24 protein-coding genes are annotated in these 23,097 nt (G+C 70.0%); 11 read left to right on the top strand and 13 right to left on the bottom strand.

Annotation, left to right across the window (positions count from 1 at the left end):
- Positions 1-93 precede the first annotated feature (93 nt).
- The 3 genes from prfA to E7T09_RS19320 are packed head-to-tail and all read left to right on the top strand — an operon-like array spanning position 94 to position 2,340.
- A complete protein-coding gene (prfA, locus tag E7T09_RS19330) occupies positions 94-1,191 on the top strand; it encodes a peptide chain release factor 1 (RefSeq protein WP_136390846.1) in 1,098 nt (365 codons plus the stop codon).
- A complete protein-coding gene (locus tag E7T09_RS19325; RefSeq protein ID WP_136390845.1) occupies positions 1,178-1,663 on the top strand; it encodes an NUDIX hydrolase in 486 nt (161 codons plus the stop codon). The genes prfA and E7T09_RS19325 overlap by 14 nt, the downstream gene beginning before the upstream one ends.
- Complete coding sequence (locus tag E7T09_RS19320; RefSeq protein WP_136390844.1) at positions 1,660-2,340, top strand: adenosine nucleotide hydrolase; 681 nt, start codon at positions 1,660-1,662, stop codon at positions 2,338-2,340. The genes E7T09_RS19325 and E7T09_RS19320 overlap by 4 nt, the downstream gene beginning before the upstream one ends.
- Before the next feature lie 44 nt (positions 2,341-2,384).
- Here the strand turns inward: E7T09_RS19320 and E7T09_RS19315 are convergent, their stop codons facing one another.
- Together E7T09_RS19315 and greA are read right to left on the bottom strand one after the other, a co-directional pair.
- A complete protein-coding gene (locus tag E7T09_RS19315; RefSeq protein ID WP_136390843.1) occupies positions 2,385-2,705 on the bottom strand; it encodes a helix-hairpin-helix domain-containing protein in 321 nt (106 codons plus the stop codon).
- Positions 2,706-2,820: 115 nt separating this feature from the next.
- Complete coding sequence (greA, locus tag E7T09_RS19310) at positions 2,821-3,291, bottom strand: transcription elongation factor GreA (RefSeq protein WP_136390842.1); 471 nt, start codon at positions 3,289-3,291, stop codon at positions 2,821-2,823.
- A 129-nt stretch (positions 3,292-3,420) separates the two neighbouring features.
- Between greA and E7T09_RS19305 the strand changes: the two genes are divergently transcribed.
- Positions 3,421-3,741, top strand: coding sequence for a hypothetical protein (locus tag E7T09_RS19305; RefSeq protein ID WP_136390841.1), 321 nt, complete (start codon positions 3,421-3,423; stop codon positions 3,739-3,741).
- Between the two features lie 12 nt (positions 3,742-3,753).
- On the opposite strand, the gene E7T09_RS19300 is transcribed toward E7T09_RS19305, so the two are convergent.
- From E7T09_RS19300 to E7T09_RS19290, 3 genes are read right to left on the bottom strand one after another with little or no spacing between them, the layout of a single operon-like run.
- Positions 3,754-4,848 (bottom strand): phosphohydrolase, encoded by a 1,095-nt coding sequence (locus E7T09_RS19300; protein ID WP_136390840.1) that lies wholly within the window; start codon positions 4,846-4,848, stop codon positions 3,754-3,756.
- Between the two features lie 17 nt (positions 4,849-4,865).
- Positions 4,866-5,663, bottom strand: a complete 798-nt coding sequence (locus tag E7T09_RS19295; RefSeq protein ID WP_136390839.1) for an enoyl-CoA hydratase/isomerase family protein — start codon at positions 5,661-5,663, stop codon at positions 4,866-4,868.
- Positions 5,664-5,667: 4 nt separating this feature from the next.
- Positions 5,668-6,411: a purine-nucleoside phosphorylase gene (locus E7T09_RS19290; RefSeq protein WP_136390838.1), complete on the bottom strand. Its 744-nt coding sequence runs from the start codon at positions 6,409-6,411 to the stop codon at positions 5,668-5,670.
- 393 nt (positions 6,412-6,804) lie between these two features.
- Between E7T09_RS19290 and E7T09_RS19285 the strand changes: the two genes are divergently transcribed.
- From E7T09_RS19285 to E7T09_RS19275, 3 genes are all read left to right on the top strand, one after another.
- Complete coding sequence (locus E7T09_RS19285) at positions 6,805-8,010, top strand: S-layer homology domain-containing protein (protein WP_136390837.1); 1,206 nt, start codon at positions 6,805-6,807, stop codon at positions 8,008-8,010.
- An 84-nt stretch (positions 8,011-8,094) separates the two neighbouring features.
- The gene (locus E7T09_RS19280) at positions 8,095-8,463 is read left to right on the top strand and encodes a lipopolysaccharide assembly protein LapA domain-containing protein (RefSeq protein WP_136390836.1); all 369 of its coding nucleotides are present in this window, start codon (positions 8,095-8,097) and stop codon (positions 8,461-8,463) included.
- A 65-nt stretch (positions 8,464-8,528) separates the two neighbouring features.
- The gene (locus tag E7T09_RS19275) at positions 8,529-10,586 is read left to right on the top strand and encodes a DHH family phosphoesterase (RefSeq protein WP_136390967.1); all 2,058 of its coding nucleotides are present in this window, start codon (positions 8,529-8,531) and stop codon (positions 10,584-10,586) included.
- A 77-nt stretch (positions 10,587-10,663) separates the two neighbouring features.
- Here the strand turns inward: E7T09_RS19275 and E7T09_RS19270 are convergent, their stop codons facing one another.
- Positions 10,664-11,242, bottom strand: a complete 579-nt coding sequence (locus E7T09_RS19270) for a DoxX family membrane protein (protein ID WP_136390835.1) — start codon at positions 11,240-11,242, stop codon at positions 10,664-10,666.
- Positions 11,243-11,395: 153 nt separating this feature from the next.
- Here E7T09_RS19270 and E7T09_RS19265 point away from each other — a divergent pair, with 153 nt between their 5' ends.
- Positions 11,396-12,568 (top strand): acetyl-CoA C-acetyltransferase, encoded by a 1,173-nt coding sequence (locus E7T09_RS19265; RefSeq protein WP_136390834.1) that lies wholly within the window; start codon positions 11,396-11,398, stop codon positions 12,566-12,568.
- A gap of 3 nt (positions 12,569-12,571) precedes the next feature.
- Here the strand turns inward: E7T09_RS19265 and E7T09_RS19260 are convergent, their stop codons facing one another.
- Positions 12,572-14,275 (bottom strand): alpha-glucosidase, encoded by a 1,704-nt coding sequence (locus E7T09_RS19260; protein WP_136390833.1) that lies wholly within the window; start codon positions 14,273-14,275, stop codon positions 12,572-12,574.
- 87 nt (positions 14,276-14,362) lie between these two features.
- On the opposite strand from E7T09_RS19260, the gene E7T09_RS19255 reads away from it, so the two are divergent.
- Together E7T09_RS19255 and E7T09_RS19250 are read left to right on the top strand one after the other, a co-directional pair.
- On the top strand, positions 14,363-15,019 hold the full coding sequence (locus tag E7T09_RS19255; RefSeq protein ID WP_136390832.1) for an ankyrin repeat domain-containing protein: 657 nt from the start codon (positions 14,363-14,365) through the stop codon (positions 15,017-15,019).
- A 76-nt stretch (positions 15,020-15,095) separates the two neighbouring features.
- Positions 15,096-15,614, top strand: a complete 519-nt coding sequence (locus E7T09_RS19250) for a hypothetical protein (RefSeq protein WP_136390831.1) — start codon at positions 15,096-15,098, stop codon at positions 15,612-15,614.
- Between the two features lie 13 nt (positions 15,615-15,627).
- Here the strand turns inward: E7T09_RS19250 and E7T09_RS19245 are convergent, their stop codons facing one another.
- The 4 genes from E7T09_RS19245 to E7T09_RS19230 form a co-directional block, all read right to left on the bottom strand.
- On the bottom strand, positions 15,628-15,954 hold the full coding sequence (locus tag E7T09_RS19245) for a non-heme iron oxygenase ferredoxin subunit (protein ID WP_136390830.1): 327 nt from the start codon (positions 15,952-15,954) through the stop codon (positions 15,628-15,630).
- 174 nt (positions 15,955-16,128) lie between these two features.
- The gene (locus E7T09_RS19240; RefSeq protein ID WP_136390829.1) at positions 16,129-16,998 is read right to left on the bottom strand and encodes a hypothetical protein; all 870 of its coding nucleotides are present in this window, start codon (positions 16,996-16,998) and stop codon (positions 16,129-16,131) included.
- A gap of 20 nt (positions 16,999-17,018) precedes the next feature.
- Complete coding sequence (locus tag E7T09_RS19235) at positions 17,019-17,885, bottom strand: VOC family protein (RefSeq protein ID WP_136390828.1); 867 nt, start codon at positions 17,883-17,885, stop codon at positions 17,019-17,021.
- 47 nt (positions 17,886-17,932) lie between these two features.
- Positions 17,933-18,805 (bottom strand): fructosamine kinase family protein, encoded by an 873-nt coding sequence (locus E7T09_RS19230; protein ID WP_136390827.1) that lies wholly within the window; start codon positions 18,803-18,805, stop codon positions 17,933-17,935.
- 126 nt (positions 18,806-18,931) lie between these two features.
- Here E7T09_RS19230 and E7T09_RS19225 point away from each other — a divergent pair, with 126 nt between their 5' ends.
- The gene (locus E7T09_RS19225; RefSeq protein ID WP_205747055.1) at positions 18,932-20,428 is read left to right on the top strand and encodes a hypothetical protein; all 1,497 of its coding nucleotides are present in this window, start codon (positions 18,932-18,934) and stop codon (positions 20,426-20,428) included.
- 146 nt (positions 20,429-20,574) lie between these two features.
- On the opposite strand, the gene E7T09_RS19220 is transcribed toward E7T09_RS19225, so the two are convergent.
- Together E7T09_RS19220 and dnaJ are read right to left on the bottom strand one after the other, a co-directional pair.
- Positions 20,575-21,570: a ribose-phosphate pyrophosphokinase gene (locus E7T09_RS19220; protein ID WP_136390826.1), complete on the bottom strand. Its 996-nt coding sequence runs from the start codon at positions 21,568-21,570 to the stop codon at positions 20,575-20,577.
- A gap of 238 nt (positions 21,571-21,808) precedes the next feature.
- Entirely contained in the window at positions 21,809-22,930 is a 1,122-nt protein-coding gene (gene dnaJ, locus E7T09_RS19215; protein WP_136390825.1) for a molecular chaperone DnaJ, read from the bottom strand.
- Between the last annotated feature and the right edge of the window lie 167 nt (positions 22,931-23,097).

The raw sequence follows: 23,097 nt of genomic DNA, 5'->3' as shown, positions 1-23,097 counted from the left end.
CCATCCCGGTGTCCTGTGCCTGTACCTGTGCTTGCACGGCGGGCGGCACCGTTCTGGGTGGACGGCTGAGCACCCCGGCCGGCCGGTGCGTGTATGAGCTCCCGCCTGGACGAGCTCGCTGCCGAATTCGGGCTGGTCGAGCGGCGGCTGGGTGATCCGGCGGCGCTGGCCGATGGGCGGGAGTACGCGCGCCTGACGCGCCGGCACCGGGAGCTGCTGCCCCTGGCGACGCTGCTGCGTGAGCAAGGCGCTCTGCGCGTGGATCTGGCGGGCGCGCGCGAGCTGCTGGCCGATCCGGACATGCGGGAGCTGGCGGCAGGCGAGGTGGCGGGTCTCACGGCGCGGCTCGCGCAGATCGACTCGGAGCTGGAGGTGCTGCTGCTCCCGACCGATCCGGACGATGCGAAGGACGTGGTGCTGGAGTTGCGGGCCGGGGCGGGCGGCGCGGAGGCCGGGCTGTTTGTGACGGATCTGCTGCGTTTGTACACCCGCTACGCCGAGGGCACGGGCCTGAAGCTGAGTGTGCTGGACGCGAACGAGTCCGATCTGGGCGGCGCGAGCAAGGTGGTGGCCGAGGTCGCGGGCGACGGGGCCTTCCGGGCGTTCAAGTGGGAGCGTGGCGTCCACCGCGTGCAGCGCATTCCCGCCACCGAATCCCAGGGCCGCATCCACACCAGCACGGCGACCGTGGCGGTGCTGCCCGAGGCCGAGCCGGACGAGGTTCACCTGAACCTCTCGGAGGTGCGGATCGACGTGTACCGCTCGCAGGGAGCGGGCGGCCAGGGCGTGAACACCACGGACAGCGCGGTGCGCGCCGTATACCGTGCCGGGACGCCCGACGAGATCGTGGTGATCTGCCAGGACGGCCGCTCGCAGATCAAGAACCGTGAGAAGGCCCTGCAGGTGCTGGCGTCGCGGCTCGCAGAGCGGGAGCGGGCGGCGCGGGACGCTCTGGAACGGAACGAGCGCGCGGCCCAGGTGGGCAGCGGCGACCGCAGCGAGAAGATCCGCACCTACAACTATCCGCAGAACCGCGTGACCGATCACCGGCTGGAGGGTGACGACAAGAACCACCCGCTGGACGTGGTGATGGGCGGGGCCCTCTCCCCCATCGTGGCGGCGCTGAGCCGTGCGGAGCGCGAGCGGCAGCTGCTGGCCGTGAACCAGGAGGGCGAGCATGGCGCGGCGTGACCTGCTGGTCGCGGCCGGGATCCTGCGCGACCGCTTCGGGCGGGTGCTGCTGGTCGGGAACGACTGGCAGGGGCACGGGCGGGTACGCCACACCCTGCCGGGCGGCGTGGTCGAGCCGGGCGAGACGCTGCCCGAGGCGCTGTACCGCGAGATCTTCGAGGAGACCGGCCTGAAACTGACCGGGATCAAGCACATGGCGTACACGGTGCACATCGAGGACGAGCGCCGGGGCGAGCGGGCGATCGCGGTGGCCTTCGAGGCGACGTGGGACGGCCTGCTGAACCCGGCGGATCCGGACGGGTTCATCGTGGAGGCGCGCTTCTGCACCCCCGAGGAAGCGCTCGTGAAGCTGGAATCCCCGCCCATGCGCGAGCCGCTGAGCGACTACCTGACCACCGGCGAGCCGGGCCGCTTCTACGCCTTCAAGGGCTGGGATGGGCGGGGCGGCCTGCGGATTCCGGGCCTGAAATGACCGGGCTGGACACGCCGTTCATCACGTCGTGGAGTGGCGGGAAGGACAGCGCCCTGGCCTTTCACCGGATCCGGCGCGCAGGTGGGCGGCCCACGGCGATCCTGAACGTGCTCGACGAGACGGGCGAGCGCACCCGCTCGCACGGCCTGCGGCCCGAGGTCGTGCAGGCCCAAGCGGCTGCGCTGGGCGTACCCCTGTGGACGGCGAACGCCAGCTGGGCCGCGTACGAGCCGAAGTTCACGGCGCTGCTCGCGCGGGCGGCCGGAGCGGGCGCCACCCGCGCGGTGTTCGGCGACATCGACCTGCAGGCGCACCGCGACTGGGAGGAACAGGTCTGCGCGGCGGCGGGCATCACGGCAGCGTTGCCCCTGTGGCTGGAGCCGCGCCGCACGCTGGTGGATGAGCTGCTCGGCCTGGGCTTCCGCGCGCGGATTGTCGCGGTGCGGGAGGACGCGCTGCCCACGGCGTTCCTCGGGCGAGAGCTGGACGCCGCGCTGGTGGGCGAGATCGAGGCGCACGGCGCGGACGCCTGCGGGGAGAACGGCGAGTACCACACGGTTCTGGTGGACGGCCCGGACTTCACCCACCCGCTCGATCTGGTGCCTGGCCCACGCGGCATCCACCACACGGGCGAGGGGTCGCTGCGCGTGGCGACCCTCGACCTCGTGCTGAAGTGAAGAGCCAGGCCACCATCAGGGCGACCTGGAGATAAGGCTGCCGCTCAGTACGTGAGGAAGGGGCCGAATTTCTTGATGTTCATCTTCCCGATGCCCTTGACCTTCTTGACCAGATCCGCCTGGTTCTTGTAGGGGCGAGCCTGCAGGATGGCGGTGGCGAGTTTCACGCCCAGGCCCGGCACCTTCTCCAGGTCGGCCAGGGGGGCGGTGTTCACGTTGACGGTCTGCCCGGCCGTGAGCATGGGGCCAGCCACCGTTGTGGCGGGCGTGGACGCCGGGGTGGCGGGGGTCGTGGTGCCGCTCGCGGCGAACGCGGCGCCGAGCAGGGTCAGGGTGGTCAGGGCCATCAGGGTGATGGTGCGCATGGGTGGAACCTCCGCCTTCACTTGAGTCCAGCGGGCTCACGTTCAGATGAATCGGGGCGGGAGGAAACAGAACCGGCGGCCACACCGCGTGACCGCCAGCACACCCGTCCGGGCCTCAGCTGTATTCGACGGCCAGCACCTCGAATTTCGCGGTGCCCTTGGGCAGCGGCACTTCCACGGTGTCTCCGGCGCGTTTGCCACTCAGGGCCTTGCCGATGGGGCTGGCGTCGCTCACCTTGCCCTTCAGGACATCGACCTCGTAGGTGCCGACCAGTTCGAACTGGCGCTGCTGGCCCTTCTCGTCTTTCACGGTGATCTTCGCGCCCAGTCCGGCCCCGCCGCTGGCGTCCTCGGGCACGACCACGGCACGGTGCAGCTGCTCCTCCAGTTCGGAGATGCGCGCCTCGTTCTCGCTCTGCTCCATGCGCGCCTCGTCGTAGGCGGCGCTCTCGCGCAGGTCGCCGTCGGCAATGGCCCGGCCCATGTTCTCGCTGATCTGCTCGCGGCGGGTGGTCTTCAGGTGGTGCAGGGTGTCGGCCAGTTTGTCATACCCGCGCTGGGTCATGGGAATGCTCTTGTTGCTCATAGACAGTCAAGTATAGGCCACGGAGCCGCACGCTGGCGGCGTGAGAACCGGGAGGTGCAGGCGGCGCCGGATCAGGTTTCGTGAAGGCCGCCTAAGCCGCTGCCGGAAGCGGACGCCTACGCTGCGCGCATGACAGGAGCTGACGAACGGGACGGCGCAGTGGTGGACGAGGGCACGACCCAGGAACTGGTGCAGGACAAGATGACGGCCGAGGGAATCCTGCGCGACGCGGCCGACGTGGACGAACGCAACCCCAACGACCAGCCGGGCTTCGGTGATGGCACGCTCGGCGGCAGCGACGGCGAGGACCGGCAGGGGGAACCGAACAACGACGGCGACAGCGACCTGGGCGGCTCGGCGCACGGTGGGGCGGGCGTCACGCGGGCAGGCGGCGTAGACGGCGGCCCGGCGCGCACCACGCCACTGCCCGGCTCGACGCCGAAGAAGTAAGGCCGTCGCCGCTCAGCGGCTGTCGGAGGGCACGCCCAGTTGCGCCACGATGGCCTCCTGGGCGCGCTTCTGCGTGTCCTTCACCTCGACCTCGACCCGGCCGCCACCCTCCAGATCCATCACGAAGTGGTCGCCGTCCAGGCGCACGCGCGACAGGATCTGCTCGTCGCCCTGCGGCCGGGTGGAGGCGCGCAGTTCCACGAAGCGGCGCATGGGCGTGCGGATCACCTTGGGGGCCAGGATCTCCTCGACCTGGAAGATGCCGCCGGAGTTGTTCATGGTAACGTTGATCAGCACCGGCATCTGGCTGCCCTTCTCGATCACGACCTCATCGACGGCCAGGGCGCTGATGGAATGGATGTCCACGCTGCCCAGCGAGAAGGCCTTGCGCCCGCGGCCCTTGGTGATGTCGGTGCCGTCCGCCACGGCGGTGATGCCGGCCTCCAGCGTCAGGGGGGGCGGATTCAGGTCGTGGCAGTTGATGGCTCCCAGGATGAACGACCGGACCTTGGTGCGCTTGAACGGATCCTCGTACAGCGGCCCCATGATGCGGTCGAGGATCGGGAGGGCCAGCATGACGCCGTGCGCCTCGTGCCCCACGCGGTGGATCTGGTTGCCGATGTCGTGCAGCATGGTGCCCAGGATCACGGTCAGGTACACGTCGTCGGCGTCGCCCACGCCGGAGTCCATCAGGTCCGGTCTCACGCCGGCGTCGAGCAGCAGTTCCGTGATGGCCATACTGGCCGCCCCCGTGATGAAGGCGTGGACGCGCCCGTGGTCGTTGTACCCGAGCTTGCGCATGGTCACGTAATTCGCCATGTCCCAGCAGGCCAGGGCCTCCGGGTCGCCGCGCAGCGCGTCGTACGCGGCCAGGGCGCGGGGGTACGCGGCAAGGTCCGCGCGGATGGCCAGGTTCGCCTCCTCGATCAGCTTGGCGCGGGGCGTGGTGAATTCCACCACCCGGCGGCCGTTGCTGGGCGCGTCCGGCGCGTCGGAGTGGCGGCCTTCGACGTCCTGCACGGTGCCGCCCTGCACGCTCAACTTGAATTTCTGATCCGTGGCGCGGCGCTGCGGGATCTCGCCGGCGGGTGGGGTGGAGTCGTCCATGGGCAGTTCCTCTGGCGCTACTCGCCCTGGAACGCGGGGCGGCGCTTGGTCAGGAAGGCGTCCACACCCTCCTGGAAGTCCTTGGTGGCGGTGGCGAGGCCGAACATGTCCGCCTCGATCTCCAGGCTGGCGTCGAGGCCGGTGTCCAGGCCGCGCCGCACCGCTTCCTTGACCAGCGACAACGCGATCGGGGCGTTCTTCAGGATCAATTCGGCGACCTCGCGGGCTTTCTGGAGGGCGTCGTCGGCGACGTAGTTCACGAGGCCCATGCCGAGCGCCTCGTCGGCCTGGATCTGCCGCGCGGTGAGCATCAAGTCCAGGGCGCGGCCCGCCCCGATCAGGCGCGACAGGCGCTGCGTGCCGCCGAAGCCGGGAATCAGGCCCAGCGTGACTTCCGGCAGCCCCAGCCGCGCGCCGGTCGCGGCCACGCGGAGGTCACACGCGAGCGCGAGTTCCAGCCCACCGCCCAGCGCGTAGCCGTTCACAGCGGCGATCACCGGAATGGGCAGCGTGGCAATCCGGGACATGACGTCCTGGCCGGACAGAGCGAGTTCGCGGCCGTCGTACACCGACTGCACCTGCTTGAACTCGCTGATGTCCGCGCCCGCCACGAAGGCCCGGTCGCCCGCGCCCGTGATGATCAGCACGCCCACCTCGGCGTCCTCGATGATCAGGTCCACGGCCTGCGCGATCTCGCCGAGCGTCTCGGCGTTCAGGGCATTCAGCGCCTGCGGGCGGCTGATGGTCAGCACGGCGATGGGGCCGTGCTGGTCGATCTGCACTGTGTTGAAGTCCAGCTCGTCGAGGTGCGTCATGGCTTCATCCTGACACGCGCCCGGCGGCGCTGTCCGTGGCGTGGAGCGCGACAATGGCCTCCAGCGCGACGCGCACCATGCGGTCGACCCCACCGGCCAGCACCTCGGCGGGCACAAGCTGCGGGTCGCCGATGTCGTTGCTGCACGCGGTGAGGCACGCGGCGCGGAGACCGTGCAGGGCCGCCACCAGGAAGATCGCGCTGGCCTCCATCTCGAAGCCCAGCACGCCGCGCGACGCCCACAGGCGCGCGTGCTCCGGCGTGCTGGCGTAGAAGGCATCCTCGGTCATGACCAGCCCCACATGGTGCGGCACCTCCAGCCGCCGGGCCGCGTTCACGGCCGCCTGGACGACCTCGAAGCTGGCAGCGGGCGCATAGGGAGCGCCGCCGAGCAGCTGTCTCGTGGTGCCGTCGTTGGGCACGGCGGCGGTGGCGATCACCAGATCGGCGGGCGCGACGCGGGGCGTGGCGCCGCCCAGGGTGCCCACTCGGATCAGGGTGGTCGCGCCCAGGCGGGCGAGTTCCTCGGTCACGATGGCGGCGCTGGGGCAGCCCATGCCGGTCGTCTGCACGGATACGGGCACGCCCCGGTACGTGCCCGTGAAGCCCAACAGCTGTCGGTGCCGGGTGTACTCGCGCGCCCCGTCGAGGTACGTCTGCGCGATGTGCTGGGCGCGGTTGGGGTCGCCGGGCAGCAGGACGTACGGCGCGACGTCGCCCGGCTGGGCCTGCACGTGGATCTGGGTCATGCCGGGAGTATAGGCAGGGACGTCAAGGGGCCGTGACTCCCTTCGGCCCAACCAGACCGTTCCGTACGTGGCCCCCTGACAGGGTGGCGCGACCCTCAGCGGAACACCGTGGGCCGACGCAGTGCCGGTCTCTCATGAGGAACGAGTTCCGTGTCCTGCGTCAGCTTTCTCATCAATTCCGCCGCAACGCCCTGTGGTAGGAGCGAAGTGTACTCATTGAATATGGCGTGATCATCACGATCCACTCATTGTGACCTCTGAAACGTTCAGCTCTAAATGAACGTGAAGTTCCGCCCAGCCGCGTTCACGCAGGGCTCACTGCGCATGCCTACGGTGAGCGCAGGACGACGCAGCGCCCCAGGGTCTGTCGTCAGCCGCCCCCAAGGAGATCCCATGCGCAAATCACTGATCCTTATGTCCACCCTGGCCCTCAGCCTCGGCGTCGCCAGCGCCCAGGACACCACGACCCCCGCCACCACCACGGCCACCCCCGCCACCACGGTGACCCTGAGCGATATTCCGGCCGGGCACTGGGCCAAGGACGCCGTCGACAAGATCGTCTCCTGCGGGCTGATCCAGGGTTTCCCGGACGGCACCTTCCGTGGCAATGACAACCTGACCCGGTACCAGGCGGCGCTGATTTTCTATCGCCTGCTCCAGTCCGGCCAGTTGGCCAACTGTGGCTTCAGCGCCAGCGACATGACCACCATCACCAACGGCATGCAGGAAGTCAGCACCGAGCTGGCCGCCGTGGCCAACCGCGTGACGGATCTCGAGAAGCTGACCGCCGACCAGCAGGCCCGGATCACGGCCCTGGAAGACAAGATCAACGCGATGGGCGACAACACGGCCGGTGCCGACGTGACGGCCCTGCAGGCCCGCGTGGACGCCCTGGAAGCGGCCATCAAGAACATCCCCGCTGGCCCGGCTGGCCCTGCGGGCCCCACCGGTCCTGCGGGCCCGGCCGGCCCTGCAGGCCCCGCTGGCCCCGCCGGCACCGCAGCGACCGTCACCACGCCCGCCCCCGACACCACCACGACACCCAGCACCACCGTCGTGATCGGTGATACCATGACAGAACCCGCCATGAACACCAGTAGCCTGTACGCCGGCGTGAGCGTCGGCGCGCGTGGCAGCCAGGATCAGTGCCAGGTGCGCGGTACCTTCGCCAGCTACTGTGTGACGGCCGGCGCCATGATCGGCAGCACCAGCGTGATCGGCCCGGTCGGTGCCCGCGTGGCCGCCGAGTACCAGCCCGGCGGGAACGCCGTGAGCGCCGACGTGAACGCCATGTACCACCTGAACGCGGGCGGCACCTTGAGCCCCTACGCGGGCGTGGGTCTGGGACTGACGAGCAGCACTGCGCGCGCCGCCACCGGCAACGCCACAGACCTGTACGCCAGCGCGCTGGTGGGCGTGGACTACCACATCACCTCCTCCATCGCCGCGTACGTGGAAGGCGACGGACGCTACTACCTGAGCAACAAGGGCCTCGGCTCGGGCCTGGGCAGTACGTACGACAGCAGCGGTGCCGTGAACAACACGGGCGCCAAGGGCTTCGGCGTGGCCGTCAAGGCCGGCCTGAAGTTCTACTTCTAAACCAGCACGCCTGAAGGCCGCTCCCCGCATACGGGGAGCGGCCTTTTGCTGTTCCGGCCCACCACGCGGCGCTAGACTGCCTCCATGCGGCTCGTTTCGTTCGTGCAGGTGCTGCTGCTGCTGGGCCTCGCGGCGTACCTGCTGCTGGTCACGCTGGAGAATCCGGCGACCGTGCGCCTGCCCCTGCCGCTGGGCGGGGGGGAACTGACCCTCTCGGTCGGAATGGCCGTCACGCTGTTCCTGCTGATGGGGGCCGCGTACGCCTCGCTGCTGCTGCTGCCGCCCGTGTGGCGCGAACGCCTGCGCCGCCGCCGCGAGGGCCGTGAACGCGAGCGGGTCGAGCAGCGCCTGACCGCCACCCTGCAGGCCCGGCTGGGAGCGCTGCCCCCCGCCAGCCCGCCGACCGTGACCAACGAAGCGCTCCCGTCCGTGGCCCCGGCGGAGACCCCGTGACCATCCGCCCGGACACCACCTGGCTGCTCGCACCCCCGGCCAGCCGGGAGGCGCTGCTGGACACCATGCGCGCGTGGCGGGTCTCGCCGCCCGTGGCGCAGGTGCTGTCGGGCCGGCACCTGACCCCGGCGCTACTCGACCCGCCTCTGACGCTCACGCCCAACCCGGCGCTGCGCGAGGCGGCCCGGCGGCTGGTGACGGCCATCCGGGCCGGCAAACGCCTCCGGATCCACGGGGACTACGACGCCGACGGCGTGAGCGCCACCGCCGTGCTGGTGCTGGGCCTGCGCGCCCTGAACGCCAACGTGCACGGCTTCATTCCACACCGTCTGAACGAGGGCTACGGCGTCCATCCGGACAGAGTCGAGGAACATGCCGCCGCCAGCGACCTGTTCGTGACCGTGGACTGTGGCGTCACGAACGTGGAGGAGGTCGCCGCCCTGGTCGCGCGCGGTGTGGAAGTGATCGTCACGGATCACCACGCGCCCGGCCCAGACTTCCCGGCGGCCCTGGTCGTGCACCCGCACCTGACCGACAGCTTCGATCCCGACCTGCACAACCTGACCGGGGCGGGCGTGGCGTACCACCTGCTGTGGGCCGTGCACGAGGAACTCGGCCTGCCCGAACCGCGCGCCCTGAGTGCCCTGGCGACCCTGGGCACCGTGGCCGACGTGGCCCCGCTGATCGGCGAGAACCGCGCCCTGGTGCGCGCCGGGCTGGACGCCCTGACGACCACGGAGCTGCCGGGCCTGCGGGCCCTGATGGACGGCGGGCGCGTGAAGCGCCCGAACGCGCGGGACGTGGCCTTCATCCTCGCGCCACGCATCAATGCCGCCGGGCGGCTGGGCGAGGCCGACATCGCCCTGACGCTGCTGACCACGCCCAGCGCGCACGAGGCCGGGCGGCTCGCGGCGTATCTGGAGACCCGCAACCTGGAACGCCGGAAACTCCAGGACGACATGTTCCAGCAGGCGCTCGGCCTGGCCGATCCCAGCGAACCTGCCCTGGTCGTCACGCACCCCGACTGGCACGCGGGCGTGATGGGGATCGTGGCGAGCAAGCTGCTGGAGACGTACCACAAGCCGGTGTTCATCATCGCGCAGGGCAAGGGCAGCGTCCGCAGCACCCCCGGCATCAGCGCGCACGGCGGCCTGGAGTACAGCCGCGACCTCCTGAAACGCTACGGTGGGCACCCCGGCGCGGCCGGTTTCGCCATTGCCGACGAGAACCTGGACGCCTTCCGCGACCGGATTCACACCTACGCCCGGCAGTTCCCCACCCCGGCCCCACGGGTACGGCTGGACGCGGCCCTGCCGGTGCTGGGCGCCACCCTCGATCTCGTGACCGAGACCGCCGCCTTCGAACCCTTCGGGGAGGGGCACGCGCCCCCGCTGTGGCACATCCGTGACGGGCTGACCGACACGCGGCTGGTCGGCAAACGCGGCGACACCCTTCAGTTCAAGGTCGGCCCGCTGCGTGGCATGAAGTACAGCGAGACGGCCGCCACGCCCGGCGAACGCGACCTCGCCACCCACCTCGTGAGCAGCGAGTGGCGCGGGCAGACCCGCCTGGAATTGCATGCCCAGGCGCTGCGGCCCCCGGCCACGATCCGCCTGGACGGCCCCACGGACGGCCCCGACGTGCCCCGCCTGAACCCCAGAGAGGCCATGCACCACCTGACCGCCGGCGCGAGCGCCTACGCGCTGGGCCCGGTCGCCGCGTACCTGCAGGACAACGTGCCCGGCCTGACCCTGGCCGCCCCCGGCGACCCCCACCCAGGCGGGGAACTGATCCTGTACGCCCTGCCCGGCGAGGACGACCTGCGCCGCTGGCTGACACAGGGCCGCGTGGCCTTCGCGTTCGGCCCCAAGACCCTCGCGGAACTGGAGGGCGCCCTGACCCGCCACCACCTGACCGCGCCGCCCCCCAACCCGCTGGCCGACGCCACGCTGGACGACCACCACATGCAGCTGGCGGCCGACGCCTACCGCCGCTGGCAGTGGGCGCACCACCACAGGGTGCTCGACGACGCCAGCTTCGGCGCCAGCGTGTACGCCATGCTGGGTCTGCCCGCGCCCGCCTCCCGACCGGAACCCGAGCTGGTGGCCGTGACCGGCGACTGAACGCCAAAGGCCCCCCACCCAGGACGGAACGGACGCCGCTCCACACTGCTGGAGCGGCGTCCGTTCGGTTCAAGTGGTCAGCCTGACTTCACGACCGTGCTGGAACTCGTCACCCCGAGTCTGGGAAGCAGCCAGCGATCCACTCCCAACCACCCTGCCACGCGCCAGCCCAGCACCAACCACGTCGCCAGGATGAACAGCAGCGGATTGGTGCTCACGGTGCCGGCCAGCAGGTAATTGGCGTTCATCAGACCGCCGAAGAACGCGGCGATCCCGGTGAACAGGCCCAGGATCAGGGCGATCCCCACGGCGATCTCCCCGAAGGTCACCAGGTACGAGAACAGCGCGGCGTTGGGCAGCGCGACGTGCTCGATGAACCACGCGTACCAGCCCTGTACGCTCGGGTGATCCCCTCCGGTTTTCGCCAGGGCGCCCTTCAGGAACCCGCCCACGGCAGTGCCGGCCTGCGCGCCCACCCAGACCGGACTCCCGGCCTTCTCGATGCCCGCCGACAGCCACTCGTAGCCGACGTACACGCGCAGCAGGGCCCACAGGGGCGACAGGCGCGTGTCGGCAAACAGGGTGCGGGACAGCTGCGGTTCGTGCACGGTGTGAACGAGGTGATCGGTGCGGACTCGGTCGGTGCTGGTCGTCATGTGCGTTCCTCCTGGTGGAACTCCGTCTGTGCCCTGACTGTCTCCCCGTACCATTACGGCGGCATTACGGCCGCGTGAACGCCTGCCCAGCTCCGGCGATCCTGCTGCGCAGCGGGTCTCCGTCCCGTCACGCTCCGCCGTTACACTTCACGCATGGACAATCTGGTGATCGTGGCGGCGAAGCGCACGCCGATCGGGAGCTTCATGGGCGGTCTGAAGGACGTGTCGGCAGTACAGCTCGGCGTGAGCGCCGCAAGGGCCGTGCTGGACGGCGTGAATGGCGTCGACGTGGCCGACGTGGTCGTGGGGAACGTCCTCCAGGCGGGGCAGGGCATGAACGTGGGCCGTCAGGTCGGCATCGGCGCGGGCCTGCCGCAGGAGGTGCCGGGCCTGACGGTGAACCGCGTGTGCGGCAGCGGACTCCAGGCCGTGATCAGCGCCGTGCAGGCCATCCGGGCCGGGGATGGACAGCTGTATCTCGCGGGCGGCACGGAGAGCATGAGCCGCGCTCCGTACCTGCTGCCGCGCGCCCGCGAGGGCTACCGCCTGGGACACGCGGAGGCGCTCGACTCGATCCTGTCCGAGGGGCTGACGGACGTGTTCGGCGGGTACCACATGGGCCTCACGGCGGAGAACATCGCGGCGCAGTGGGGCATCACGCGCGAGGAGCAGGACGCCTTCGCGCTGGAGAGCCAGCAGCGGGCGGCGGCCGCGCTCGCAGGGGGATTCTTCGCGGATGAACTCGTGAGCGTGGACGTGCCGGGCCGCAAGGGGCCGACGGTGGTCGACACCGACGAGTATCCACGCGCGACGTCCCTGGAGGCCCTGGCCAAGCTGAAGCCCGCGTTCAAGCCGGGCGGCACGGTGACCGCCGGGAACGCCAGCGGCCTGAACGACGGCGCGGCCATGCTGCTGGTCGCCACGCCCGAGTACGCGCGGGCGCACGGCCTGCCGGTGCTGGCCGAGATCGCCAGTTACGCGGCCATCGGGGTCGATCCGGCGATCATGGGCATCGGGCCTGCCAGGGCCGTGCCCATCGCCCTGGAACGCGCCGGAATGGGCGTGGCGGACGTCGATCTGTTCGAGCTGAACGAGGCCTTTGCCGCCCAGTCGCTGGCCGTGATTCGCGACCTGAAGGCCGATCCCGCGCGCGTGAACGTCACCGGAGGCGCGGTCGCCCTGGGCCACCCCATCGGGGCGTCGGGCGCGCGCGTGCTCGTCACGTTGATTCACGCGCTGCGCCGGACGGGGAAGGAGACCGGCGTGGCCAGCCTGTGCATCGGCGGCGGCATGGGCATCGCCATGGTCGTGCGGGCCCGAAGCTGAGCGTCAGCCGGGCGTGCCCGTCTCGGCCACACTTCGCGTGAGGTACACGCGCGCTTCCCACGGCTGGAGGGTGGCGGGCGGCACCTCACCGGACGAAGCGGCGTTGCCGATCAGCAGTTCCGCGTTCGCGGGCAGCTCGAACACGCCATCCAGATCCAGCGCCTGACCGCCGAAATTCAGCAGGATTAGCAGTTGCTCCTGCGCGTGCGTGCGCAGGTAGGCGTAGAGCGTCTCGTGCTCGGGGCGCAGGTCGTCGTAGCGGCCCTCCACGATGGCCGGGTGCTCGCGGCGCAGGCGGATCAGGTCGCGGTAGTACCAGTACACCGACTCCGGATCGGCCAGGACAGCCTCCACGTTGATCTGCGGGTACGTGGGGTTCAGCGGAATCCAGGGGGTGCCGGTCGTGAAGCCCGCGTTCACGCCGGCGGTCCAGGGCATGGGGGTGCGGGCGTTGTCGCGGCCCTTGTTGTAGATCATGGCCAGCACGCCCTCCGGGTCGCGGCCGCCCTCGGTCACGTCCTCGCGGTAGAGGTTCAGGGTATCCACGTCGCGGTAGTCGTCGATGCTCGTGAACTTCGCGTTGGGCATGCCGAGTTCGTCGCCCTGGTACACGTACGGAGTGCCCTGCAGGGTGAACAGCAGCGTGGCGAGCAGTTTCGCGGACGCCACGCGATGAATGCCTTCGTCGCCATATCGGGAGACGATGCGGGGCACGTCATGGTTCGAGAGGTACAGGCTGTTCCAGCCGCGTCCGTGCAGCTGGGTCTGCCAGCGGCCCAGCACCTTCTTCAGCTCGGGCACGCTGTAAGGCACGGTCGTCCAGCGGGGGCGGGCGCTGGCCGTGTCCTTGTCCAGCGCCATGTGGTCGAACTGGAAGATCATGCTCAGCGGCCCGGTCTGCGGATCGGTCAGCACGGCCGCGCCGTCAGGATCGACGCCCGGCGTCTCGCCCACGGTCATCACATCGTACTTCGACAGCACCTCGGCCTTCATCTCGCGCAGGTAGGCCAGGAGTTGAGGGCCGTTCAGGAAGTGCTCCTCGGCCAGCGGGTACGCGTAATCCGCGCCGGGCGCGGTGTCCGGGAAGCCCGGCACCTTGCTGAGCATGTTGATGGTGTCCATCCGGAAGCCGTCGATGCCCAACTCCAGCCAGAAGGTCATCAGGTCGTACACCTCGCGCCGCACGCGGGGATTCTCCCAGTTCAGATCGGGCTGCTCGGTGGCGAAGAGATGCAGGTAGTACTCGTCCGTGGCAGGGTCGAGCTGCCACGCACTGCCGCCGAAGTGCGAGCCCCAGTTGCTGGGCGGCCCCCCGTCCCTGCCGGGCTGCCACAGGTAGTAGTCGCGGTACGGATTGTCCTTCGAGCGGCGCGACTCCAGGAACCACGGGTGCTGATCCGAGGTGTGGTTCACGACCAGATCCATCACCAGGCGCATCCCACGCGCGTGCATTCCGGCCAGCAGCTCTTGCCAGTCGGGCAGCGTGCCGAACTCCGTGGCGATCCCGCGGTAGTCGGTGATGTCGTAGCCGCCGTCCACACCGCCGTTTGGGTAGATGGGGCACAGCCAGACCACGTCCACGCCGAGCGCGTGCAGGTAATCGAGCTTCCCGGTGATGCCGCGCAGGTCGCCCACGCCGTCACCGTCGCTGTCCATGAAGCTGCGGGGGTAGATCTGGTACACCACGCTGTTGTGCCACCACGCCATAGCGCCTCCTGTGAATGGCCCAATGCTATCCCGCCACCTGCGCAGGCCATTCAGTGCGGGCGGCGCGCGGTTCCGTAGCATATGTTCATGACCACCGACGCGGAGAGGGAACTGTTCCTGGCCATCCAGGCGAACGACGGCGTGCAGGTGCGCGCCCTGGTGCGGGGCGATCCGGCGCTGCTGCGGGCGGTGAGCCCCATGGGCGTGTCGCCGGTGCTGTTCGCCACGTACTACCGCAAACACGACATGGCGCACGTGTTGATCGACGAGGGGGCCACGCTGGACATCTTCGAGGCGGCGGCTGTGGGCGACGCGGCGCGCGTGCAGGCCCTGACCGCTAGGGAGGCCGGACTCGTGAGCGCCGTCAGCGCTGACGGCTTCACGCCGCTGGGCCTCGCGGCCTTCTTCGGGCGGGCGGAGGTGGCGCAGCACCTGCTGGAGCGCGGCGCGGACGTGAATGCGGTCAGCCGGAACCCCATGCGCGTGCAGCCCCTCCACTCGGCGGTGGCGGGCAACCACGAGGCCCTGGCCCGGCTCCTGGTCGCGGCGGGGGCGGAGGTGAACGCCGTGCAGCAGGACGACTTCACACCCCTGATGGCCGCGGCGCAGAACGGAAACGCGGCGCTGGTGGTCTTCCTGCTCGCCGCCGGGGCCGCTGCGGGCGCCGTCACCTCGGATGGCCGCACGGCCGGGAGTCTGGCGCGCGAGGAGGGCCACACGGAGGTCATGGCCCTGCTGACATGACGCCCGGATGAGCTTGCTGGGGCGGGTCTCAAGGGAACGGAAATGCGCGCCGCGCCATCATGACCGACACTGGAGCATGACCCGCAGCGACGATGACCGCACCAACCCGCCCGTGACCGGCGCCGACGGCGCGAAGACCGGCTTCGAGGCGCATGATCCCAAGGACGCCCACCAGGACGCCTACACCACCACGCCGAGCGACGATCACGTGGGCGCTTCCGACACGGAAAAGTACACGCCGGTGGAACTGCCCAGCGCGAAGGCCGTGACCGGAGCCTTCGATCATCTCGCCACGCGGGATGTCGAGGCGATGGTTCACGCTGCCCAGGAACCGGAGTTCGCAGGCTCGGACACGGTCGATGGACTGGGCGGCGACCTGCTCGACGAGGTCGCACCCTCGGCCGGTCTGGGCATTCCGGCGGCGGTCGGCGCGGCTGTACGGGAGCGCGCTGAGGACATCGACCCGAACCCCAATTACACCCCGCCGAGCGACAAGGCCCCCCCGCACGTCAGCCAGCGGCCCGGCGACCTACCGGAAGGTGAACCGTCGGAACTTCAGAACGAGGTGAACGGAACCGGCTCGAACCAGCGCTGAAGCGAGGGGCCGGTCACAGGGGCCGGATATACACCATGCCGCCCTCAACCTCAGTGGCGTAGATCTTCACAGGCTTCACGGCGGGCAGGGTCTTGGCCTTGCCCGTCGCGAGTTCGAATTTCGCGCCGTGTTTCTCGCAGGTGATCCGGCCCATGGCGATGTCGCCGCCCAGCAGCGGGTAGTCGTTGTGCGTGCAGTTGTTCCGCAGGGCGTAAAACCGGCCCTCGTAGTTCACGACCAGGACGGTCACGCCGGCCACGTCCACGGTGCCCTGCCAGCCTTCGGGCATGTCCTCCACCCGTCCCACGGGGGTGCGCTCGATCTCGACCTGCTCGCTCATCGCCCAGGAGTGTAGAGCACGGGCCACGCGTGAACAGGTCAGAGCGGCCTCCGTGCGTTGCGACCCTTGAGTGAAGCGGGAACAGCGACCATTCAGCCACCTGGTTCCAGGCCATCCACCTCCCAGCGGGCGATTCCCCTGCCCGGCGCAAGCGTGCCGACGGTGGTGGCCTTATTACACGCCGCAGCCGGTTTCCAGGCGTACCTTCAGGCCGCTTGCGGGCGTCCATTCCTGAGCGGCGAAGCTGTCGCCCTCGTAATAGGCTCCGTAGGTGATCAGTTCCACGCGGCCGTCGCCGTTCAGGTCGGCCAGACCCGCTAGGCGGTAGGTGGTGGCCAGCGGCATGGGCGCTGTGCTGGCCGGGTCATACGGAGTGGGCGGGGCGACGTACTCGCCGAGCACGGTGGTCACGGCCTTCCCGCCGGCCACATGGCGCAGCAGCAGCAGGCTGTAATCGCCGGGCTGCCCGGTCGGTGGGGGAAAGTTCCCGCTGCGTTCCTGAAAGCGGCTGGCCTCGATGACGACCTCCTGCGTGCCATTCCCGTCGAGGTCGGTACGCAGGAGGGTGGTGATGGTCACGACCGGTGACCGGACGCCGCGCCGCACGAGTTCCTGCCGCACGATCTCGCGGTAGGTCGTGTTCGAGGTGGGGAGCAGGGTGACCGGGCGGGGCTGGAGCACCTGCGCGGAGGTCGTGAACACCTCGAAGGCGCTGGCCGGGGACTCCGGTGTCAGGGGGACCTGGTACGCGTCCGCGCACGGATCGCCCATGGACTCGGCGGGGCCGCCCTGCGCGGTGGCGGGCCGGCCCCCGAGCATATGCCGCCGGTAGGCCCCGCTCCTCACCTCATGGGCGAGGCCGGCGCTGGCCGGCACCCAGCGGCCTCCCTGCCACGCGCCCAGCAGGTACGGCGACTGCCCGCCCGGAGCGCGCACCAGCACGGGATTCAGCGGCCCGGCAGCCTGGGCGACCACCGGGGGAGTGGCGACGAGGCTCAGGCACGCCAGCGCGGAACGCAGGACGGCGGGGGCGTGGAACGTCATGCCCCAGCGTATCCGGCGCGTCAGGCCTGCTGACGCACGGTCAGGCGGTTGCCCCAGGGATCGGTCAGGATCAGGCCGTCCGGGGTGTCCTGCACGTCCTTCCGGTCGCGCAGATGGGCGCGCAGGCCGCTCAGGTCGTCCGTGACGAAGTCCACGCCGCCCAGACCGGCCGCCGGCGCGGCGGGCCGGCCCTGTCCGGCCGAGTGCCATTCGTTCAGGCCGATGTGATGGTGATATCCGCCCCACGAGAGGAAGGCGGCGCTGCCCATATCGGCGACCACGTCCAGGCCGAGCGCCTGGGTGTACCAGCGGGCGGCCTGCGCGGCGCTGCCGACTTTCAGGTGGATGTGGCCGACGCTGGTTCCGGCGGGCGCGCCCGCGTAGGGAGGGGCCTGGTCGAGGTGCTGGATGTCGATTCCGGCGGCCTGGAGCACGGCGGCGGCGTTCACGGCCAGGGTGGCCATCTTGATCTGCCCGTTCTCCCACGTCCAGGTGCTGCGCGGGCGATCCGCGTAGATCTCGATGCCGTTGCCTTCGGGATCGTCCAGGTAGAAGGCCTCGCTGACGAGGTGGTCGCCACTGCCGATCCGTAGGCCGGACTGAGCGGCGTGCGCGAGCCAGCGGCCCAGATCCGCGCGGGTGGGGAGCAGGAAGGCGGTGTGATACAGGCCGGGGCGGCTGACGGACGCGGCGGGCAGGTTCGGCGCGGCTTTCAGGTGCAGCAGTGGCGTGCCCTGGGCTGCCAGCGTGACCTCCTGCGCGGTCTGCGTGGTGGGTGTGAGGCTCAGCAACCGCGTGTAAAAGGCGCTGAGACCGGGCAGGTCGCGGGTGAGCAGCGTGACCGGGCCGACGTGGGTGGTGGCGGGCAGCACGGAAAGGGTCGTCATACCCCCAGTGTGCACCCTATACTTTAAAAAGTCAACCGGTTTGAAAATCAGGTCATGATCAGCACGGCGGTCAGCACCGTCCGCACGCGGGCCAGATACCCGTGGCCGAACATGTTCAGGTGGGCCAGCAGCGGGTACAGGTTCCACAGCGCCCGCCGCTCCTGCCAGCCGGGCGCCAGCGCATAGCCCTCCTGGTAGGCCGCCATGACCCGCTCCGGCACCGTGCCGAACAGGTGCAGCAGGGCAATATCCACTTCCCGGTGGCTGAACGCCGTGGCCGGGTCGATCAGGGCCGGGCCGCGGGCCGTGTACAGCACATTCCCGTGCCACAGATCCCCGTGCACCAGCGCGGGCGGCTCCAGCGGAATGAGGGCCGCCAGCCGGGCCTGCAGGGCCTCGAAGTCGGCGTGATCGGCCCGACTCAGATGAGGAGCCGCCAGCCGCAGTTGTGGGGCCAGGCGCTGGTGCCAGAAGAAGTCGGCGGCGCTCTCCCCCACTCCGTTCACCTGCTCCAGTCGCCCGAACGCGTTCGGTGCCGTGCCCCCGAAGCCCGGAGCGGGCGCGCGGTGAAGAAGCGCCAGCCCGCGCCCCAGCGCCTCCTGGGCGGCGGGCGTCTCTGGGACGGGCGGGAGGTCGTCCAGCAGCAGAAAGGCCCACCCTCCCGGCGCGTCGCCGTGCGCGACCACGCCGGGCACGGTCAGCGGCCCGGCCGCGCGCAACTGTTCCAGCCCGGCGGCCTCGGCCGCGTACTGGTGTGGGCGGCCGCGCCGGGACGCCTTCAGGATGCAGGTACCGCGCGCGGTGCTCAGCCGCCACACGTCGCTGGTGTCTCCGCCAGCAAGCCGGGCGGCGCGCATGACCGCGCCACCCAGCAGCATCTCGATCTGGGGTCGCAGGGCAGCAGGCAGGGCGTCGGGCACGCTCCATGCTGGCAGATCGCTGCGGCCGTCCGACCGGGCTGCACCGAAAGACGGACGCCACGGCAGGGTTCAGAGAGTGTACTCACCTGAGTACAGCACTCAAGACCCGCGTCCTGGAGGTTCCGTATGGTTCAGGTGGCCCTCGCCTCGCTTCAGCATTCCCTCGCCGGCCTCCTGTCGCTGGCCCGCTCCGCCGTGCCCCTGCTGCTCGTCGGCGTGCTGGCCCTGCTGCTGCTGGGCCTGTTCGACCGCTCGCGGTCACGCGCCGCCCTGCGCTGGCTCTCGCGCCGCAGCCGGATCACCGGCCAGTGGGCGCTCGTCCTGCTGGCCATAGGGGCGGGCAGCGTCCTCGTGCAGATCACCCGTCACGCCATGGATGCCCGCCTGAGCGCGCAGCAGTCCGCCCGGTACGCCAACGCTGCCGACCCAGCCGGCGGACAGACCGTGCAGAGCGCCCCGCGCGCCAGCGTGATCGGCACTCACACCTACACCCGCACGCTGCTGCTGCCCCAGGACATCTACAGGCGCCTCCAGAAACAGGGGAACTGGGAGGCCCTGCTGCCCTACCTGGGGCAGCCGGACGGCACGAACGTCGGCGCGCTGCGCGAGGGCTTCCGGCAACGTGGCACCCGCCTGGAATACACGCGCGTGATGACCCTGCAAACGGAACAGCCCGTGAACCTGGACTCCTCGAAGGTCGTGACGGACCTGAAGTTCACCGAACCGGCCGGCGGGCGCGGCCTGTACTACAACGCGACCTTCACCGGCGATTACACCTTCACCAACCCGAACGCGGCCCCGGCCACCATGCGCTTCGCCTTTCCGCTGCCCAGCGGGAGCGGCACCCTCAGCAACTTCCGCCTGACCGTGAACGGACAGGTGCTTCACGCGACGGATCTCACGGACGGCTCCGTGTGGCAGGGACAGGTGCCCGCCGGCGGCGTGGTTCGGGTCAGCGCGACCTACCGCAACCAGGGAGCGCGGTCGTGGCACTACGAACTGGCCCAGCGGCGCGAGGCGATCCGGGCCTTCAGCCTGAGCGTCAACACGGATCGGCCGGCCAAATTCCAGCGGTACACGCTGTTCCCCACCCGGCAGTCCCGCACGGCGCTGGGCAGCGCCACCCACCTCGAATGGATCTTGCAGGACGTGATCACCGCGCAGGACATCGCGCTGGTGTTCGCGCAGGGCAGTCTGAGGGAAACCCTCGGAAAGATCGGGCTGCTGCAGTGGCCCGCGCTGCTGCTGGCCACGGCGCTGTGCCTCGGCTGGGCCAGGACGCGCCGCCTGACGATCACGCCGGTGCCGCTGGCCACGGCCGCGCTCGGCCTGGCGCTAGGCTTCACGCTGGGCGGCGTGCTCACCGCGTACCTGCCCGTGACCGCCGCGCAGGGACTGGGCGCGCTGGCCGGACTCGGCCTGGCCCTGTCCACGCTGGGCCGCCCGTTCCTGGCCCCGCTGGCGCTGGGAAGCGTGGTGCCGCTGGTGTTCTTGAGCGGCGGTCACGCCGGGCTGCTGCTGACCGGGCTCGCTGCGCTGACGCTGATGCTGTTCCGCCCCGGACAGGTCGCTCATGCCCGCCCAACCTCCCCCCTGGGCAGACTTCAGAAGTCGACTGGGTAAAGAGGTCGGCAGAACCGGGCACGCCGCAGCGTAGGCACGGCCAGCGATGGGAACGCGCACGAAACAGGTCTGGAATGAACGTCGCGCGCAGAGTGATTTTCCCCTTGCGCGCGACGGCACACCGCTGTGAGGCCGGTTCTCCTCCGTCAGGTGAACAGCGTACTGACGCTCGCGCCCGTATGGATGTTCGAGATGGCGTTCGCGAAGAGGGGCGCCACATCCAGCACTGCCAGTTTGCCGTTCGCCGCCGCGATCTTCTCCGGCGAGACGAGCACCGTGTTGCAGCTCGCGACCTGCGTCACGTCCAGGCCCGCGATGCGCTGGATGGCCGGGCCGGAGTACACGCCGTGCGTGACGGCCACGTACACGTCCTTGGCCCCCAGGCTGCGGGCGATGTTCACCGTCTCGACCAGTGATCCGGCGGTGCTGATCTCGTCGTCCACGATGAACACCGTGCGGCCCTCGACGTCCCCGATCAGGGCGCGCGGGCGCACCTCTGTGTCTGAGAGGCGTTCCTTGTCGATCATGGCGAGGCCCGAGTCCAGGCGTCGGGCGATCTGGCTGGCGCGCTTGATGCTCCCGGCGTCCGGGGCGAGCACCACGCCGTTGTGCGCGTCGGGCACGATCGACTTGAAGTGCTGGCTGAGCACCAGATCCGCCGAGAGGTGGTCGCCGGGAATCTTGAAGAACCCGTGCACCTGCGGCGAGTGCAGCGTCATGGTCAGGAACCGGTCGGCCCCGGCCTCCTGCAGGAGGTCCGCGACCAGCCGCCCGGCAATGGAGATGCGCGGGGAATCCTTCTTGTCGCTGCGGGCGTACGAGTAGTACGGGATGACGGCCGTGACGCGCCCGGCGCTCGCACTCTTGGCGGCGTCGATCATCAGCAGGAGTTCCATAATCGAGTCGCTGACGGGATTGCTGAAGGTCTGCACGATGAAGATGTCGCCCTCGCGCAGGGATTCCTCGTAATGCACGATCAGGTTGTCGTTCGTGAACTTCTCGGTCTTGCTTCGGCCCAGCGGAATACCCAGGTTGTCGCAGATGGCCTGGGCCAGCGGGCGGTTGCTCTGCCCGGCGAACACCAGCAGCGGGGAGCGGCGGCTCTCGAGGACGGCGGTCGGGGCGCGGTGAGGGACGGACACAGGCAGAGCCTCCAAGGCGGGGTGGGGTCGGGGAGCGGAACCGGGATCGTGAGCAGCATACCTGCCCACGCCGGGCATGTCATGGACGGGCGTCGTCCCCTGATGGGAGACGGCGCCACCAGACTGGCCGATTCAGGCCTACCGCACCCTCCACGCTCGCGGGAGGTGGCCCGGTTCGCCAGGAGCAGAGCACAGCCGCACAGGGAGGCGATTGTCCCGTCTGCAGTGGGTCTGCTGCTCAGTCGCCCCGGAAGATCTTCCCGACCTTCCCGAGAAAGCCTTCCTGCTTCTCGTTCACCTCGTCGCCGACCGCACGGGCGTAGGCGAGCAGGGCCTCGCGGGCCTCGGGGGTCAGCTGCGCGGGCTTGGGCACCACCACGTCGTACTCGACGATCAGGTCACCGTTGCCCCGGCCCTGGAGGCGCGGCATGCCCTTCTCGTGCAGGCGGTGCAGTTCGCCGTGCTGCGTGCCAGCCTTGACCTCCACGTTCACCGGGCCGTCCAGCGTGGGCACCTCGATCTTCCCGCCCAGCGCGGCCTTCGCGAAGCCGATCTTGGCCGTGTGGATCAGGTGCTCGGCCTCGCGGCGCAGCTGGGGGTGCTTTTCCATTTCGATGTGCACGTACAGGTCCCCGTTGCCGCCCGGTCCCTCGTTGCCCTTCCCGGCCACGCGGATGCGGTAGCCCTCGTCGATGCCACGCGGCAGCTTGACCTTCACCGGCTCGGCTTTCAGGGTGCGTCCCCGGCCCTTACAGACCGTGCAGGGATCCTGGATGATCTGGCCCTCACCCCGGCAGGTGGGACAGGGCTGCTGCGTCTCGACCACGCCGAAGATCGTGCGGGCCTGTGCCCGCACCGCGCCCGCCCCGCCGCAGGTCGTGCAGGTCTTGGGCGGCTGCCCGCCGGGTTCGGTGCGGCTGCCGTGGCAGTGCTCGCAGGTCGTCAGGCGGTCGACCTGCACCTCGATTTCCTCACCCGCACGGGCCTGGAGCAGGGTCACGAAGGTTTCGGTTTCCAAGTCGTCGCCGCGCGCCGGGCCGCGCCGTCCCCGGCCACCCATGGCGCCGCCGAACAGCTGCTCGAAGATGTCCATGGGGTCGAAGCCCGCGCCGCCCATGCCACCGAACGGGTCGCCGCCGGGCATGCCCGCGCTGGGGGCGCTGCCGTACCGGTCGAAATGCGCGCGTTTCTCCGGATCGGAGAGGACAGCGTAGGCCTCGTTGATCTGCGTGAACTTCTCGGCCGCGCCAGGTTCCTTGTTGCGATCCGGGTGGTACTTCAGGGCGAGTTTGCGGTAGGCACTCTTGATCTCGTCGGCGCTCGCGCTGTTCGCCACGCCCAGCAGTTCGTAATAGTCCATGTCGTGTTCGTCGCCTCTCTCCCCTGGTGCGCGGGAGCCGGGCCTCCGCCGCACAGGTTAACACGACCACACTCAGGAAAAGTAGGCGCGATCTGCGGAGGTCGGGATCGGCGCTTCCCCGGCTTCACCCCTGGCGGGTGGGCTTTACATGCCGCGTCGTAAAGGGT

It is taken from the genome of Deinococcus sp. KSM4-11 (assembly GCF_004801415.1).
GTDB lineage: Bacteria > Deinococcota > Deinococci > Deinococcales > Deinococcaceae > Deinococcus.
The sequence above is the reverse complement of the archived record's forward strand: the minus strand, read 5'-3'. Positions and strand labels throughout refer to the sequence as shown.

Bases quoted from the DNA above. Each gene is read 5' to 3' on its own strand.
- prfA (WP_136390846.1), top strand. From the start codon at position 94: ATGAGCTCCCGCCTGGACGAGCTCGCTGCCGAATTCGGGCTGGTCGAG.
- E7T09_RS19325 (WP_136390845.1), top strand. From the start codon at position 1,178: ATGGCGCGGCGTGACCTGCTGGTCGCGGCCGGGATCCTGCGCGACCGC.
- E7T09_RS19320 (WP_136390844.1), top strand. From the start codon at position 1,660: ATGACCGGGCTGGACACGCCGTTCATCACGTCGTGGAGTGGCGGGAAG.
- E7T09_RS19315 (WP_136390843.1), bottom strand. From the start codon at position 2,705: ATGCGCACCATCACCCTGATGGCCCTGACCACCCTGACCCTGCTCGGC.
- greA (WP_136390842.1), bottom strand. From the start codon at position 3,291: ATGAGCAACAAGAGCATTCCCATGACCCAGCGCGGGTATGACAAACTG.
- E7T09_RS19305 (WP_136390841.1), top strand. From the start codon at position 3,421: ATGACAGGAGCTGACGAACGGGACGGCGCAGTGGTGGACGAGGGCACG.
- E7T09_RS19300 (WP_136390840.1), bottom strand. From the start codon at position 4,848: ATGGACGACTCCACCCCACCCGCCGGCGAGATCCCGCAGCGCCGCGCC.
- E7T09_RS19295 (WP_136390839.1), bottom strand. From the start codon at position 5,663: ATGACGCACCTCGACGAGCTGGACTTCAACACAGTGCAGATCGACCAG.
- E7T09_RS19290 (WP_136390838.1), bottom strand. From the start codon at position 6,411: ATGACCCAGATCCACGTGCAGGCCCAGCCGGGCGACGTCGCGCCGTAC.
- E7T09_RS19285 (WP_136390837.1), top strand. From the start codon at position 6,805: ATGCGCAAATCACTGATCCTTATGTCCACCCTGGCCCTCAGCCTCGGC.
- E7T09_RS19280 (WP_136390836.1), top strand. From the start codon at position 8,095: ATGCGGCTCGTTTCGTTCGTGCAGGTGCTGCTGCTGCTGGGCCTCGCG.
- E7T09_RS19275 (WP_136390967.1), top strand. From the start codon at position 8,529: ATGCGCGCGTGGCGGGTCTCGCCGCCCGTGGCGCAGGTGCTGTCGGGC.
- E7T09_RS19270 (WP_136390835.1), bottom strand. From the start codon at position 11,242: ATGACGACCAGCACCGACCGAGTCCGCACCGATCACCTCGTTCACACC.
- E7T09_RS19265 (WP_136390834.1), top strand. From the start codon at position 11,396: ATGGACAATCTGGTGATCGTGGCGGCGAAGCGCACGCCGATCGGGAGC.
- E7T09_RS19260 (WP_136390833.1), bottom strand. From the start codon at position 14,275: ATGGCGTGGTGGCACAACAGCGTGGTGTACCAGATCTACCCCCGCAGC.
- E7T09_RS19255 (WP_136390832.1), top strand. From the start codon at position 14,363: ATGACCACCGACGCGGAGAGGGAACTGTTCCTGGCCATCCAGGCGAAC.
- E7T09_RS19250 (WP_136390831.1), top strand. From the start codon at position 15,096: ATGACCCGCAGCGACGATGACCGCACCAACCCGCCCGTGACCGGCGCC.
- E7T09_RS19245 (WP_136390830.1), bottom strand. From the start codon at position 15,954: ATGAGCGAGCAGGTCGAGATCGAGCGCACCCCCGTGGGACGGGTGGAG.
- E7T09_RS19240 (WP_136390829.1), bottom strand. From the start codon at position 16,998: ATGACGTTCCACGCCCCCGCCGTCCTGCGTTCCGCGCTGGCGTGCCTG.
- E7T09_RS19235 (WP_136390828.1), bottom strand. From the start codon at position 17,885: ATGACGACCCTTTCCGTGCTGCCCGCCACCACCCACGTCGGCCCGGTC.
- E7T09_RS19225 (WP_205747055.1), top strand. From the start codon at position 18,932: ATGGTTCAGGTGGCCCTCGCCTCGCTTCAGCATTCCCTCGCCGGCCTC.
- dnaJ (WP_136390825.1), bottom strand. From the start codon at position 22,930: ATGGACTATTACGAACTGCTGGGCGTGGCGAACAGCGCGAGCGCCGAC.